Here is a 14,650-nt window from a genome sequence, read left to right as displayed (position 1 = left end):
GGATGCCGTGCCAGCGCCCCTTCCCCATGAACACCTGCCGTCGGTCCCCGCGCTCGTGGTGGAGAGCGACGACCTCCAGGACGGCGAGCGACTCAACGACCTGCACGTCTTCAACGACTGGGGCATGACCGGCCAGAACCTCTCGCCCCAGCTGCGCTGGTCCGGCGCTCCCGCCGAGACCCGCTCCTACGCCGTCACCTGCTTCGACCCCGACGCCCCCACAGGCAGCGGCTTCTGGCACTGGGTGCTCTTCGACCTCCCCGCCTCGGTCACCGGGCTGCCGACGGGCGCGGGCACGGCCCCGGAGTTCAAGGGTCTGCCCGCGGGCGCGGTGCACGCCCGCAACGACTACGGCACGAAAGACTACGGCGGCGCCGCCCCGCCTCCTGGCGACCCGCACCGCTACGTCTTCACGGTCCACGCGCTGGGGGTCGACTCGCTCGGCCTGGACAGCGGCGCCAGCCCGGCGGTGGTGGGCTTCAACATCACCGCCAACACCCTGGCCCGCGGCCACCTCATCCCCCACTACGGGGTCTGACGACGCGAAAGGCGCCCCACCGCACGCTGGTGGGGCGCCTTTCGCGTGGGCGCTAGCCGCAGGTCTTGGCCAGCGGCCCCACGTTGCCGAGCAGCGGCACCCAGGCTTGCAGCGCGCACAGCGGCCCGCTCCGGGTCACGGTCTGGGTGAAGACGACAGGGTTGTCGGCATGCGCGGGAACGGCCGTGAGGGTCACGGAGGCGAGGCCGAGAACGGCGACGCCCAGCATGCGCTTACTGCGGGAGAACACTTATCTGCTCCTTCGATGAGGTGATGTGGTGACAACCCTTTCTCACTCGAAGTAGCGAATCAATTGCGAAACGTAATGGCAGTCAAACAAAAGCAAGAGCGGCCCGGAAAAACCGGACCGCTCTTTTGGGACGTGCCTCGCTAAACAGGACCTAGAAGTCCATGTCGCCGCCGCCGGGCATGCCGGCGGGAGCGGCCGGGGTCTTCTCCGGCTTCTCGGCGATGACGGCCTCGGTGGTGAGGAAGAGCGCCGCGATCGAGGCGGCGTTCTGCAGCGCCGAGCGCGTCACCTTGGCCGGGTCGATAATGCCGGCCTCGAACATGTTGACGTATTCGCCCGACGCGGCGTTGAGACCCTCACCCGGGGTGAGGTTGCGCACGCGCTCGACCACGACGCCGCCCTCGAGGCCGGCGTTGACCGCGATCTGCTTCAGCGGCTCCTCGAGAGCCTTCTTCACGATCCCCGCACCGGTGGCCTCGTCGCCGTTGAGCTCGAGCTTGTCGAACGCCTTGGCACCGGCCTGCAGCAGCGCCACGCCACCACCCGGGACGATGCCCTCCTCGACGGCCGCCTTCGCGTTGCGGACGGCGTCCTCGATGCGGTGCTTGCGCTCCTTGAGCTCGACCTCGGTCGCCGCGCCCGCCTTGATGACGGCCACGCCGCCGGCCAGCTTGGCCAGCCGCTCCTGGAGCTTCTCGCGGTCGTAGTCGGAGTCGGTGCGCTCGATCTCGGCGCGGATCTCGTTGACCCGGCCGGAGATCTGCTCGGCGTCACCGGCGCCGTCGACGATCGTCGTCTCGTCCTTGGTCACGACCACCTTGCGGGCACGGCCCAGCAGGTCGAGGGTGGCGGTCTCGAGCTTGAGGCCGACCTCCTCGGCGATGACCTGACCACCGGTCAGGATGGCGATGTCGTTGAGCATGGCCTTGCGGCGGTCGCCGAAGCCCGGGGCCTTGACGGCCACGGAGCGGAACAGGCCGCGGATCTTGTTGACCACCAGGGTCGCCAGGGCCTCGCCCTCGACGTCCTCGGCGATGATCAGCAGCGGCTTGCCGGACTGCACGACCTTGTCGAGCAGCGGCAGCAGGTCCTTGTTGGCGGAGACCTTGCCGTTGACGATCAGGATGTACGGGTCTTCGAGCACGGCCTCCATGCGGTCGGAGTCGGTGACGAAGTACATCGACGTCATGCCCTTGTCGAAGCGCATGCCCTCGGTGAGCTCGAGCTCGAGGCCGAAGGTGTTGCTCTCCTCGACGGTGATGACGCCTTCCTTGCCGACCTTGTCCATCGCCTCGGCGATGAGCGCGCCGATCTCGGGGTCGGCTGCGGAGATGGAGGCGGTCGAAGCGATCTGCTCCTTGGTCTCCACGTCCTTGGCCAGCTTGGAGAGCTCCTCGCTGACCCGCTCGACGGCCGCCTCGATGCCCTTCTTCAGAGCCATCGGGTTGGCGCCGGCGGCCACGTTGCGCAGGCCCTCACGCACCAGCGCCTGGGCGAGCACGGTGGCGGTCGTGGTGCCGTCGCCGGCGACGTCGTCCGTCTTCTTGGCGACTTCCTTGACCAGCTCCGCGCCGATCTTCTCCCACGGGTCCTCGAGCTCGATCTCCTTGGCGATGGACACACCGTCGTTGGTGATCGTGGGAGCGCCCCACTTCTTCTCCAGCACGACGTTGCGCCCCTTGGGGCCCAGGGTCACCTTGACGGCGTCGGCGAGCTGGTTCATACCGCGCTCGAGACCGCGCCGGGCGTCCTCGTCAAACGCGATCATCTTGGCTGCCATAAGGCTAGACCTCCCAGATGCAGGGTGGCTTGTCGTGGACCGAGCCGACGCCCGCGACGGCATGGGTCAGCATCTCCGTTCGGCAGACCCCATCGTCTCGATCCGGTGTTGGCACTCTGCTGCACAGAGTGCCAACGAACTGTTTAGCACTCTACCCTGCCGAGTGCAAGCGAACTCACCCGTGGTCGGCACTTCCCCCAGGTCAGTCGTCTGTCCGGCGAGCCGCCCCGTGGGCGCACCGCTGGCCGCGGTTCGCGCACACGGCTCGCCGTACCAGGATCGACGAAGAAAGGTGACGGTTCGCCCGGACTGCGCTGCCGTGCGAACCCGCCGGTGCATACCAGTGCGGTAATCAGACCGTCCTGACGGACTCCGCCTGCGGCCCCTTCTGGCCCTGCGTGATCTCGAACTCGACACGCTGTCCCTGTTCGAGAGAGCGGTACCCGTCCATCATGATCGCTGAGTAATGGACGAATACATCCTTACCACCGTCTACCGCGATGAAGCCGTAGCCCTTGTCCGCGTTGAACCACTTGACGGTGCCCTGCGCCACTTCCGACTCCTCTTACTGGGCTCCCAGACCTCGCCCATTCCTTCGCGAGACCCGTAATCGCCTGACTTAACGGAAAATCAGCCAGGCGATCGCCCTCGACCATACCTGTGGCACGGGGTTTGGCAACAGAGTCAATCCGCAGACTGCGCATTTCCTCTCATCGACGGTTCAACGTTGAATTGCTGGGAAAAGAAGAAGGCGCCCGCAAGGGGCGCCTTCGCCGAAGTGTGATCTGCCGCACTCAACCGCCGGCGACGGCGGGGATGATGGAGATCTGGGTGCCCTCCGGCGCCGGAGTGTCCAGCCCTTGGGCGAATCGGACGTCCTCTTCCCCCACATAAACGTTGACAAAACGCCGAATCTTGCCCGATTCATCCAGGATTCTCGCGCCGATACCCGGGTAGTCAGAGTCCAGCTTGGCCAGCACGTCACGAAGAGTCGCGCCCTCGCCACTGACCTCCGCGTTGCCCCCGGTGTAGGTGCGCAGAATGGTGGGAATCCGCACAGAAACGCTCATGGTTTACCTCGCCTTTCCTGGTTGTCAGACAGTCGCGCGGAACGCGTCGAGGGAGGGCTTGATCACGGCCGTGGGCCTGGCGTCGCCGCTGATCGCGTCGAGCGTCTTGAGGCCGTCGCCGGTGTTCAGCACCACGGTCTCGGCCTCCGGGTCGAGCTGCCCGGTCTCGGTGAGCTTCTTCAGCACGCCCACGGTCACGCCGCCCGCGGTCTCGGCGAAGATGCCCTCCGTCGAGGCCAGGAGCTTGATGGCGGCCACGATCTCGGCGTCCGTGACGTCCTCGACGCCCCCTCCGGTCCGCCGCGCGATGTCCAGCACGTACGGCCCGTCAGCGGGGTTTCCGATGGCCAGCGACTTGGCGATGGTGTCGGGCCTGACCGGCTGCACGACGTCGTGCCCCGCCTTGTAGGCGGTCGACACCGGCGAGCACCCGGCCGCCTGAGCCCCGAAGATCTTGTAGGGCGTGTCCTCGACCAGCCCCAGCGCCACCAGCTCCTTGAAGCCCTTGTCGATCTTCGTGAGCTGCGAGCCCGAGGCGATGGGGATGATGATCTGCTCGGGCAACCGCCACCCGAGCTGCTCGGCGATCTCGTACGCGAGCGTCTTGGAGCCCTCGGCGTAGTAAGGGCGCAGGTTGATGTTGGTGAACCCCCACTTGTCACCGAGCGGGTCGCCGATCAACTCGGAGCAGAACCTGTTGACGTCGTCGTAGGTGCCCTCGATGCCGACCAGCCGGCCGCCGAACACCCGGGCCATGGCGATCTTGGCTTGTTCGAGGTTGGCCGGGATGAACACGCACGCCTCCAGCCCGGCCCGCGCCGCGGCGGCCGTCACCGCGCCCGCGAGGTTGCCGGTGGAGGAGCAGGAGAGCGTGTGGAAGCCGAAGTTGCGGGCCGCCTCGACGGCCATGGCGACCACGCGGTCCTTGAAGGAGTGGGTGGGGTTGCCCGAGTCGTCCTTGACGTGGAGGGATCTGATGCCGAGCGCCCGCCCGAGGTTGCCGGCCCTGACCAGCTTGGTCCAGCCGGGGTTCATGTTGGGCTTGTCGGCGACGTCGGCCGGCACGGGCAGCAGCGAGCGGTAGCGCCAGATGTTGGCGGGGCCCGACTCGATGGCCGCGCGGGTCACCTCGCCGAACTCGTAGGCCGCTTCGAGCGGCCCGAAACACTCCTGGCAGGCGAAGCTCGGACCGAGCGGGTAACGCGCGCCGCACTCGCGGCAGGACAGACCGACGGCGGGACCGAAATCGTGCGACATGAAGCGAGGCCTTCCCTCATCTTCGTCTGCGGCCACCTTGACCACAGACCGGAATTGGCACCTTGTCCCGGTCGGCCTCGCCAGGTCGCGAGTCACAAGCCGGGAGGGTTGCCGGGGCTTCGCAGGGCCGGTCCCTCCACCCCTCTGGATGAGCAATATTCAGTTGTCGACTCGGACTCTACCCGCCCACGTGGCGGAAACGTCCTCCCGTCTCAAATAATGAGACGTACGATCTCAGCGATAGTCGTCTCCCAGCACGCCCTGCACATATTTGCGCGCCTGGTGGATGCGCGACTTCGCGGTGCCGAGCGGGATGCCCAGCTGGTCGGCCACCTCGTTGTAGTCGAGCTGGACGATGTCGCGCAGAACCAGCGCCTGCGCCAGATCCGGCTTGTCGGCCTCCAGCGCCTCCATGGCGTCGAGCAGGTCGAGCCGCGAGCCCGCGATCACGCTGACGCGCCGCACGTCGGGCTTCTGCATCGGCAGCTCGTCCGAGCTCTGCTCGGCCGCCCGGCGTTTGAGCGACCGGTAGGTCGTGCGCGCGCAGTTGGCCGTCACGATGTGCAGCCAGGTGCTGAACCTGGCCCGCCCCTCGAAGCGCCCGATGTTGCGCGCCACGGCCAGCAGGGTGTCCTGGGAGGCCTCCTCGGCGTCCTGGTGGTAGGGCAGGATGCGGGCGCAGTGACGCATCACATCGGGCTCGATCCGCCGCAGCAGCTCGCCAAGAGCACGGTGGTCTCCGGCCGCGGCGGAGCGGGCGAGTTCCTCGGTTAGCTCATCAAGCGCCATGCCTGGGATCCTAGGGTCATAGGGAGCCTTGTTGGCATCCTTCCTTTTCCGATGGGCCGTTCACCACGATGATCAGTGTGGTCCCGTCTGCACCGACCCGCCAGCCGGAAGGAGTCACCTTGAGGTCTCACACCAGCTCGCCGCCCTGCCGGCGGCCCGCGCGGCCGGAGCGGGCGCGGTGAACAACGTCCTGGTGGCCTCCAACCGCGGCCCCGTCTCCTTCACCGTCTCCGACGACGGCGAGCTGACCATGCGGCGCGGCGGCGGCGGGCTGGTGTCGGGATTGTCCGGCGTGGCCAAGGACGACGGCGTCCTGTGGGTCTGCGCGGCGTTGTCCGACGGTGACCGCAGCGCGGTGCGCCTGGCCCCCGGCGGCCGCATCGACCAGGCCGGCTACGACACCGGCCCGCTGCGCATGCTCGACATCCCGCCCGCCACCTTCCACCGCGCCTACAACGCCGTGGCCAACTCCACGCTGTGGTTCGTCAACCACCTGCTCTACGACATCCCCAACGCGCCGCTCTTCGGCACCAAGTTCGGCCGCGAGTGGGAGTCCTACCGCGACTACAACGGCGCGTTCGCGCTGGCGCTGGCCGAGGAGGCCGGCCACGAGGCCAGGGTGATGGTGCAGGACTACCACCTGACCCTGACCCCGGCGATGCTCCGCGCCGAGCGGCCGGACCTGCGCATCGCCCACTTCAGCCACACGCCGTGGGCGCCGCCCGAATACTTCTCCCTGCTGCCCGACGAGGTGGCGCGAGAGGTCCTGGAAGGCATTCTGGGAGCCGATCACGCCGGATTCCTCACCGACAGGTGGGCGCAGGCGTTCATGGACTGCTGCGAGGCCCTGCTGGGCGCGGAGGCCGACCGCGTCGGGCGCAGCGTCACCCACGCCGGCAGGACGACCCGCATCGGCGTGCACAGCCTCGGCGTGGACGGCGCCGCCCTCTGGGAGCGGGCCTGCGAGCCCGACGTCGAGTCGCACATGACCGCGCTGAAGGAGCAGGTGGGCGACCGCAGGCTGATCGTCCGCATCGACCGCACCGAGCTGTCGAAGAACATCGTGCGCGGCCTGGTGGCCTACGGCGAGTTCCTCGGCGCCCACCCCGAGTGGCACGGCCGGGTCGTGCACCTGGCCTTCGCCTACCCGAGCCGGCACGACCTGCCCGAATATCGCGAATACACCGCGTCGGTGCAGCGCTGCGCCCGGCAGATCGAGGACGAGTACGCCACCGAAGACTGGGACCCGCTGATCCTCAACGTCGACGACGACTATCCGCGCTCCCTCGCCGCGTACCGGATGGCCGACGTGCTGCTGGTCAACCCCATCCGAGACGGCATGAACCTGGTGGCCAAGGAGGGCCCCGTGCTGTCGCCGCGCTGCGCGCTGGTGTTGTCGCGGGAGGCGGGGGCGGCGGCCGAGCTGGGCTCCCACGCGCTCCTGGTCAACCCCTACGACATCAGCGGCACCGCCGCCGCGCTGCACGACGCGCTCGTCATGCCGGAGGACGAGCGGCGGACGCGCCGCGACAAGCTGCGCGCGGCGGCCACCGCCCTGCCGCCGCAGAAGTGGCTGGAGGCCCAGCTCGACGCCCTCGCCTGAGGGCTGCCGGAACACGGCCCTGGCCTGTGGACCCGCCACGACGGCGAATCGCCTGTACTCGCGCCGGGGCGCTTCGACATGTGCAGGACCGTAGCGGCGGCCGCTCACGAACCGCTGAACGCGGACGCCAGCTCGCCGAGCAGCGCCACCACTCCCTCGGGGCCATCCACCACGATGTCGGCCCGCTCGGCCAGCGCGGTCACCTCGGTGGAGCCGCTGCACACGGTCACGCCCGGCAGGTTGGAGGCGTCGACGGCGTCGTACGCGGCCAGGTCGCCGAGGTCGTCGCCGGCGAACAGGACGGATCTCGCGGCCCGCTCGGCCAGGAACAGGCTGAGCGCCTGGCCCTTGTCCATGCCCGGCGGCCGCAGCTCCAGGACGTAGCGGCCGGGCTCGATCACCAGGCCGTGCTTCTCGGCCAGCTTGGCCAGCGGCTCGCGCAGCTTGGCGAGGGTGCCGTCGGGGTCGGGGCTGCGCCGGGTGTGCACGGCCACGGCCCGGCCCTTGTCCTCGACGGTCACGCCCTCGACGCCCAGCGAGTCGAGCAGCAGCGGCAGTTCGGCCTCGCTGCGCGGCACGCCGGCGGGGGGCGGGGGTGCGGAGACACGGCCATGCTCCCAGCGTTCGAACCCGTAGTGTCCGAGCACGACCAGCCCCGGCACGTCGGCCAGCCCTGGCCCCAGCTCCAGCACGGTGGCCGGGGGCCTGCCGGTCACGATGACCACCGCGAGAACGTGGGCGCCCAGCCTGGCGAGAACCTCGGGGGCCTTCGGGTGGATCACGGCCTCGGCGGGATCGGGCACGATCGGCGACAGCGTGCCGTCGAAGTCGAGCCCGATCACGGCGCCTGCCGGATCGCTCAGGATCGCTTCCATTCCAGGGATGTTCCTCACGCGGCTGCCGTACCCAGCCGGTCAGGGGCGCATGCCAAGCCTTCTGGCGGCCCGGTCACGCTGACGGGTGGAGCGTAACCTGCGCAGCCTCTTGACCAGCATGGGGTCCTGCTCGAGCGCCTCGGGCCTGTCGATCAGCTCGCCGAGCAGCTGGTAGTAGCGCGTGGCGGAGAACCCGAAGGTCTCCTTGATGGCCTGCTCCTTCGCGCCCGCGTGGCGCCACCACTGGCGCTCGAAGGCGAGGAGCTCGTGATCGCGTTGTGAGAGTGATTGCCGGCGGGACGGCTCCTGGGCAGCATTGTCACCGCTGAGCGGTGCTCCCATGGTGTCCTCCTCGAAAGGGGCGTGTGACGTTCACGTCGCACGCACGCGGCCCGTGGCCATCGTAATGTGCGGGGCGCTGCTGTTCATGGCGGTTCGACAGACGTACAGTCACCAGATGTGACCTCAGTAATCACGCTGCTCACGGATTATGGGCTCGAAGACGGCTATGTGGCGGCCTGCCATGGAGTGATCGCCGGGATCGCCCCCGAGGCCAGGGTGATCGACGTGTGCCACCTGATCCCCGCGGGAGACGTACGACGCGGCGCGGCCGTGCTCGCACAGACCATCCCCTACCTCCCGGTGGGCGTCCACATCGCCGCGGTCGATCCGGGGGCGGGCGCCTCCAGGCGCGCGGTCGCCGTCGAGGCGGGCGGCCGGGTGTTCATCGGGCCCGACAACGGGCTGCTGTCGTGGGCCGTGCACGCCGGCGGCGGCGCGCAGGCGGCCCACGAGATCAGCGACGAGCGGCACTTCCTGCGGCCGGTCTCGCCCACGTTTCCCGGGCGCGACGTGTTCGCGCCGGTCGCCGCGCGGTTGTGCGGCGGTCTGAGCCCGGCGGAGCTGGGGCCGGAGATCCCGGTCGGCAGGCTGGTCTCGCTGCCGGAGCCGACCTCCCAGTTGCGTGAGGGCTCGGTGGAGGGCGAGGTCGTCTCGGTCGACCGCTACGGCAACACGCAGTTGTCGATCACGGCGGGCGACCTGCATGCGCTGGGCGTGCGGGTGGGCGACACTCTGGGGGTGCGGCTGGGGCGGCGGCAGTTCTCGCTGCCGTACCGGGAGACGTTCTCGGCGGTGCCGCCCGGCGAACTGGTGGCGTTCGCGGACTCGGCGGGGCTGATCGCGATCGCCGTGAACTCCGGTGACGCGGCGCAGCGCCTGGGGCTCCCGCCCGGAGCACGTGTCCGGCTTTCCCCTCTTTCTTAGGGCAAAAAGCCACAGATCGGAATTACTCCGCGTATCGGTCTGTTTACTGAAGCGTCGGGCTGACGCAGCGGTCGCGTGTCAGAATGCGGGTCAAACGTCCCCTCCCCCTCCCTTTCGAGGTCGACGTGTACCAGTTTTCCGTTGTCCCGCTGTCGATGCCGTCCCCGCTCCTGCCTGCCCCGGAGCCTCCTGTGCCCGAACGCCGGTCAGTCCGACCGATCTTCGCCGCGCCAGGCCTCAGCCCGGGCGCGCGGGTCACGTACGTGCCGGCCGGGGTCGCCCCGGTGGGTGGCGACAGCCCGCCGCCGGCCCTCTCCAGCACAGAACGGTCCGCGACGGCACCGGTCCGGGGGCTGACCAGATGAGCAGGATCCTCGTGCCCGCCTTGGTGACAGCGCTGGCAGTGGGCACGGTGCTGGGCGCCGCCGCTCCGGGCGCCTCCGACGACGTCGGCCGGGTCGCGCGGGCCGGCCAGTGGCAGCTCGACGCGATGCGGCTGCCCGACGCCTGGCGGACGAGCAAGGGCGCGGGCGCCGTGGTGGCCGTGCTCGACACGGGTGTGAACGGCCGCCACCCCGACCTGGCGGGCGCCGTGATCCAGGGACCCGACCTGACCGGGGTGGCCAGGAGCCCGCACCGGTGGGGGCGCCACGGCACCGCCATGGCCAGCCTGATCGCCGGTCACGGGCACGGTGAGGAGCGTGAGGGCGGCGTCCTCGGGGTGGCTCCGGAGGCCAGGGTGCTGTCCGTCAGGGTCACGCTGGACAACGGCGACCCGCAGCGCAAGAAGCAGCGCTCGGGCGGGCGCAACGCGCTGGCCAGGGGCATCCGCTACGCGGCCGACCACGGCGCCGAAGTGATCAGCATGTCGCTCGGCGGGGGCAGCGGCTCCTGGGAGGGGTCGGCGACGGAGGAAGAGGCCGTCCAGTACGCGATCGCCAGGGGCGCCGTGCTCGTGGCCTCGTCGGGCAACGACGGCGCCGCCGCCAACAGGAAGAACTTCCCCGCCGCCTACCCCGGCGTGATCGCCGTCGGCGCCGTGGACCGGCGGCTCGCGGTGGCCGGATTCTCCAACAGGCAGGACTACGTCTCGGTGGTCGCGCCGGGCACGGACATCGTGACGGCCGACGGTCGCCGCTCGTACGTGATCGGCGACGGCACCAGCTCGGCCGCGGCCATGGTGGCGGGCGTGGCGGCCCTGATCAGGTCGGCGCATCCGAGCCTGTCGCCGTACCACGTGCGGCGGGCCATCGAGCTCGGCACCAGGAGGCGGCCGGCCGGCGGCCACAGCCGCGCCTACGGGCACGGGGTGGTCGACGCGGCGCTCGCCCTGCGGGTGGCCACCCGGCTGGACGTGCCCGCGCCAGGAGGAGCGGTGCCAGGACCGTACTTCTGCGAGGCGCCGCCGTCCTCCAGGACGCCGGTGATCGCGGGCATGGTGATGCTCGTGGCGGCGATGTCGGCGCGGGTGCTGGTGACGCAGTGCAGGCGGCGAAGGGATGTAACCTAGCAAGCGCTTGTGTGATACTCCGGCTATGACGTTTGCGATCGACGGCTGGTTCGCCATCGACCACGACGGCGTCCGCCTGCTCGGCACCAGATGCGCGGACTGCGGCACCGTCTGCTTCCCACCGCGGCACGGCCTCTGCCCCGACCCCCGCTGCGGCGGCACGGACCTGCGCGAGGTCCGGCTGCCGAGACGCGGGCGGGTCTGGTCGTACACGAACGCCTGTTACCCGCCGCCGGCGCCGTACGTGGCGGCGGAGCCGTACGAGCCGGTGACCCTGGCCGCGGTCGAGCTGGAAGAGGCGGGCATCGTGGTGCTCGGCCAGGTCACGGGCCTGACGGTGGCGGAGCTGGAGGTGGGCATGGAACTGGAGCTCACCTCGGGACCGCTGGCCGACGGGCCCCAGGTGTGGATGTGGCGGCGGCCGTCATGAGCGTCGTGGTGCTGGGCACGGGCATGCACCCCTGGGGCAAGTGGGGCCGTCCCTTCGTGGAGTACGGCGTGGCGGCGGCCCGCGCGGCCCTCGACGACGCCGGCGTGGCCTGGACCGACGTGGACTTCCTCGTCGGTGCGGACACGATCAGGAACGGCTACCCCGGCTTCGTCGCCGGCGCCACCTACGCCCAGGCGCTCGGCTGGTCGGGTGCCAGGATCGCCTCCTGCTACGCCGCCTGCGCCTCGGGAGCCCAGGCCGTCGACATCGCGCGCACCCGCATCCTGGCGGGCCTGTGCGAGGTCGCCCTGGTCATGGGGGCGGACTCCACGCCCAAGGGCTTCTTCGCGCCGGTGAGCGGCGACCGGCCCGACGACCCCGACTGGCTGCGCTTCCGGCTCCTCGGCGCCACCAACCCCGCGTACTTCGGCCTCTACGCCCGCAGGCGCATGGCCGTCTACGGCTCCACCCATGCCGACTTCGCCGCCGTCAAGGTCAAGAACGCGCGGGCCGGCTCGCTCAACCCCATGGCCCGCTACCGCAGGCCCGTCACCGTGGACGAGGTGCTGGCCTCCCCCATGGTCGCCGATCCGCTGCGGCTGATGGACATCTGCGCCACCTCCGACGGGGGCGCCGCCGTGGTGCTCGCCTCGGAGGAGTACGCCCGCCGCCGCGGCACGACCCCCCTGGTACGCCTGGCCGCCGTGGCCACCGTCACCCCGACCTTCCCCAGCGCCGTCCTGGAACTGCCGAACTTCGCCACCGACTCCTGGGCCGCCGTTCCGCCGCCCGAGAAGCCGTTCAGGGCGGCGATCGCGCACGCCGCCTACGAGGAGGCCGGGGTGGGGCCAGAGGACGTCTCGCTGGCGGAGGTGTACGACCTGTCGACGGCGCTGGAACTGGACTGGATGGAGGACGCCTCCCTGTGCCCGCCGGGGGAGGCGGACAAGCTGCTGCGCGCCGGCGAGACGGCCATCGGGGGCCGCCTCCCGGTCAACCCGTCGGGCGGCCTGGCCTCGTTCGGCGAGGCCGTCCCCGCCCAGGCCATCGCCCAGCTCTGCGAGCTCACCACCCAGCTGCGCGAGCGCGCGGGCCCTCGCCAGGTCCTCCGCCCCCGCGCCGGCCTGGCCGTCAACCAGGGCCTGTTCGGCCACGGCTCCGCCCTCATCGCCACCCTCTGAAGCGCGAAGGCCCTCCGAGCCGGACTCGGAGGGCCCTCCCTTGCACGATGGTTCAGCCGACGTGGACGACGTCGTGCGTCTCGGCGAAGTGGCAGGCGCTCTCGTGCGCCGTACCCGGCCGGATCTGCAGCAGCGGCTCCTCCTCCGCGCAGATCTCCTGCGCCTTCCAGCACCGCGTACGGAACCGGCAGCCCGACGGCGGGTTGGCCGGCGACGGCGGATCACCCTGGAGGATGATGCGCTCGCGCTGCTCCCGCCCCTCGGGGTCGGGCACCGGCACCGCCGACAGCAGTGCCTGCGTGTACGGGTGCGCCGGCCGGTCGTAGATCTCGGTGTCCTTGCCGAGCTCCACGAACTTGCCGAGGTACATCACCCCGACCCGGTCGGAGATGTGGCGCACCACCGACAGGTCGTGGGCGATGAAGATGTACGCCAGGTCGAACTCGTTCTGCAGCCGCTCCAGCAGGTTGATGACCTGCGCCTGGATCGACACGTCGAGGGCCGACACCGGCTCGTCGCAGACGATGATCTCCGGCTGCAGCGCCAGCCCGCGGGCGATGCCGATGCGCTGCCGCTGGCCGCCGGAGAACTGGTGCGGGTAGCGGTTGATGTGGTCGGGGTTGAGGCCTACGACCTCCAGCAGCTCCTGCACCTTCGTGCGGCGGTCGCCCTTGGGCGCCACCTCGGTGTGGATCTCGTACGGCTCGCCGATGATGTCACCGACGGTCATCCGGGGGTTCAGCGAGGTGTACGGGTCCTGCATCACCATCTGGATGTTGCGCCGCATGCGCTTGAGCTCGTTGCCCCTGGCCTTGGCGATGTCGCGGCCGTTGATCGTCACCGAGCCCGACGTGGGCCGTTCGAGCGCCATGAGGACCTTGGCGAGGGTGGACTTGCCGCAGCCCGACTCGCCCACGATGCCCAGGGTCTCGCCCTTGTGCAGGTCGAACGAGACGCCGTCGACGGCCTTGATGGCGCCGATCTGCCTCTTGACCACGATGCCCTGGGTGAGCGGGAAGTGCTTGACCAGGTCGCGCACCTCGAGGATGCGCTCACTGGAGCTCGCCATCGAGGACCTCCCTCCAGTAGTGGCAGGCGCTGTTCCGCGTGCCGCTGACCTCGTGGAGCGGGGGCGTGTCGGTCACGCAGTCGTCCTGACGGTACGGGCACCGGGGGTGGAACGAGCAGCCCGTCGGCAGATCGAGCAGGTTGGGCGGCAACCCCTTGATCGCGTACAGCTCGTGGCCCTTGAGGTCGACCCGGGGGATCGACTCCAGCAGGCCCTTCGTGTACGGATGCGCGGGCCCCTTGTAGATGTCGTGCACGGGGGCGTTCTCCACGATGCGCCCCGCGTACATCACGGCGATCTTGTCGGCCACGTCGGCGACGACGCCCAGGTCGTGGGTGATCAGGATGAGACCCATCTGGCTCTCACGCTGCAGTTCGGCCAGCAGCTCCATGATCTGTGCCTGGACGGTCACGTCGAGCGCCGTGGTCGGCTCGTCCGCGATCAGCACCTCGGGGTCCAGCGCGATCGACATGGCGATCATGATGCGCTGCCGCATGCCTCCGGAGAACTGGTGCGGATAGTCGTGGACGCGCTGCTTGGCGGCCGGGATGCGCACGCGGTCCATCAGCTCGACGGCCTTCTTCAGCCCGTCGGCCTTGGACATGCCCCGGTGCACCCGGAACATCTCGCTGATCTGCCAGCCCACGGTGAACACCGGGTTGAGCGCGGAGAGCGCGTCCTGGAAGATCATCGCGATCCGCTGGCCGCGCACCTGCGTGCGGGCCTCCTCCGACAGCTGGAGCAGGTTGGTGCCCTTGAAGCGGATCTCCCCCTTGGGGATCACCGCGGGCGGCATGTCGAGAATGCCCATGATCGCCTGCGCGGTCACGGACTTGCCCGAACCCGACTCGCCCAGCACCGCGAGCGTCTCGCCGGGGTTGACGGTGTAGCTCACCCCGTTGACCGCGCGTACGATCCCGGCGCGGGTGCGGAACTCCACGTGCAGGTTGTCGACCGCGAGCAGTGGATGGTCGCCCAGCGCCCCACCTTCGGAGAGCTCAGGCAGCACGTCCGCTGACGTCTTCTTCACGT

The 14,650-nt window shown here is 69.9% G+C and carries 16 protein-coding genes and 1 riboswitch; of the genes, 6 read left to right on the top strand and 10 right to left on the bottom strand.

The window, feature by feature from the left end; genetic code table 11:
* Positions 1-7 precede the first annotated feature (7 nt).
* Positions 8-538, top strand: coding sequence for a YbhB/YbcL family Raf kinase inhibitor-like protein (locus tag ABGA98_RS43370; RefSeq protein ID WP_347624317.1), 531 nt, complete (start codon positions 8-10; stop codon positions 536-538).
* A 52-nt stretch (positions 539-590) separates the two neighbouring features.
* Here the strand turns inward: ABGA98_RS43370 and ABGA98_RS43365 are convergent, their stop codons facing one another.
* The 6 genes from ABGA98_RS43365 to ABGA98_RS43340 form a co-directional block, all read right to left on the bottom strand.
* A complete protein-coding gene (locus ABGA98_RS43365; protein ID WP_347624316.1) occupies positions 591-788 on the bottom strand; it encodes a hypothetical protein in 198 nt (65 codons plus the stop codon).
* 151 nt (positions 789-939) lie between these two features.
* Positions 940-2,568, bottom strand: a complete 1,629-nt coding sequence (gene groL / locus ABGA98_RS43360; protein ID WP_347624315.1) for a chaperonin GroEL — start codon at positions 2,566-2,568, stop codon at positions 940-942.
* A 352-nt stretch (positions 2,569-2,920) separates the two neighbouring features.
* Entirely contained in the window at positions 2,921-3,121 is a 201-nt protein-coding gene (locus tag ABGA98_RS43355) for a cold-shock protein (RefSeq protein ID WP_106250594.1), read from the bottom strand.
* A gap of 241 nt (positions 3,122-3,362) precedes the next feature.
* A complete protein-coding gene (locus ABGA98_RS43350) occupies positions 3,363-3,638 on the bottom strand; it encodes a MoaD/ThiS family protein (protein ID WP_132331077.1) in 276 nt (91 codons plus the stop codon).
* Positions 3,639-3,662: 24 nt separating this feature from the next.
* Positions 3,663-4,895 (bottom strand): threonine synthase, encoded by a 1,233-nt coding sequence (thrC, locus tag ABGA98_RS43345; protein WP_347624314.1) that lies wholly within the window; start codon positions 4,893-4,895, stop codon positions 3,663-3,665.
* A gap of 13 nt (positions 4,896-4,908) precedes the next feature.
* A riboswitch (SAM riboswitch) is annotated at positions 4,909-5,050 on the bottom strand.
* 79 nt (positions 5,051-5,129) lie between these two features.
* On the bottom strand, positions 5,130-5,684 hold the full coding sequence (locus tag ABGA98_RS43340) for an RNA polymerase sigma factor (protein WP_132511701.1): 555 nt from the start codon (positions 5,682-5,684) through the stop codon (positions 5,130-5,132).
* 178 nt (positions 5,685-5,862) lie between these two features.
* On the opposite strand from ABGA98_RS43340, the gene ABGA98_RS43335 reads away from it, so the two are divergent.
* The gene (locus tag ABGA98_RS43335) at positions 5,863-7,287 is read left to right on the top strand and encodes a trehalose-6-phosphate synthase (RefSeq protein ID WP_347624313.1); all 1,425 of its coding nucleotides are present in this window, start codon (positions 5,863-5,865) and stop codon (positions 7,285-7,287) included.
* Positions 7,288-7,391: 104 nt separating this feature from the next.
* On the opposite strand, the gene otsB is transcribed toward ABGA98_RS43335, so the two are convergent.
* Together otsB and ABGA98_RS43325 are read right to left on the bottom strand one after the other, a co-directional pair.
* Entirely contained in the window at positions 7,392-8,162 is a 771-nt protein-coding gene (gene otsB / locus ABGA98_RS43330) for a trehalose-phosphatase (protein WP_347624312.1), read from the bottom strand.
* Between the two features lie 39 nt (positions 8,163-8,201).
* Positions 8,202-8,504, bottom strand: a complete 303-nt coding sequence (locus ABGA98_RS43325; RefSeq protein WP_347624311.1) for a DUF3263 domain-containing protein — start codon at positions 8,502-8,504, stop codon at positions 8,202-8,204.
* Between the two features lie 117 nt (positions 8,505-8,621).
* On the opposite strand from ABGA98_RS43325, the gene ABGA98_RS43320 reads away from it, so the two are divergent.
* From ABGA98_RS43320 to ABGA98_RS43305, 4 genes are all read left to right on the top strand, one after another.
* A complete protein-coding gene (locus ABGA98_RS43320) occupies positions 8,622-9,428 on the top strand; it encodes an SAM-dependent chlorinase/fluorinase (RefSeq protein WP_347624310.1) in 807 nt (268 codons plus the stop codon).
* 361 nt (positions 9,429-9,789) lie between these two features.
* Positions 9,790-10,938 (top strand): S8 family serine peptidase, encoded by a 1,149-nt coding sequence (locus tag ABGA98_RS43315; RefSeq protein ID WP_347624309.1) that lies wholly within the window; start codon positions 9,790-9,792, stop codon positions 10,936-10,938.
* Between the two features lie 25 nt (positions 10,939-10,963).
* Positions 10,964-11,368 (top strand): OB-fold domain-containing protein, encoded by a 405-nt coding sequence (locus tag ABGA98_RS43310; protein WP_347624308.1) that lies wholly within the window; start codon positions 10,964-10,966, stop codon positions 11,366-11,368.
* Positions 11,365-12,549: a lipid-transfer protein gene (locus ABGA98_RS43305; protein ID WP_347624360.1), complete on the top strand. Its 1,185-nt coding sequence runs from the start codon at positions 11,365-11,367 to the stop codon at positions 12,547-12,549. The genes ABGA98_RS43310 and ABGA98_RS43305 overlap by 4 nt, the downstream gene beginning before the upstream one ends.
* A 52-nt stretch (positions 12,550-12,601) precedes the next feature.
* Here the strand turns inward: ABGA98_RS43305 and ABGA98_RS43300 are convergent, their stop codons facing one another.
* The gene (locus ABGA98_RS43300) at positions 12,602-13,618 is read right to left on the bottom strand and encodes a dipeptide ABC transporter ATP-binding protein (RefSeq protein WP_347624307.1); all 1,017 of its coding nucleotides are present in this window, start codon (positions 13,616-13,618) and stop codon (positions 12,602-12,604) included.
* Complete coding sequence (locus ABGA98_RS43295) at positions 13,602-14,648, bottom strand: ABC transporter ATP-binding protein (protein WP_347624306.1); 1,047 nt, start codon at positions 14,646-14,648, stop codon at positions 13,602-13,604. Before ABGA98_RS43295 ends, ABGA98_RS43300 begins: the two co-directional genes overlap by 17 nt.
* Positions 14,649-14,650 lie beyond the last annotated feature (2 nt).

This window comes from Nonomuraea sp. B1E8 (assembly GCF_039871515.1).
Taxonomy (GTDB): Bacteria; Actinomycetota; Actinomycetes; order Streptosporangiales; family Streptosporangiaceae; genus Nonomuraea.
Note: the sequence above shows the minus strand (reverse complement) of the source record. Positions and strands in the feature narration are given on the sequence as shown.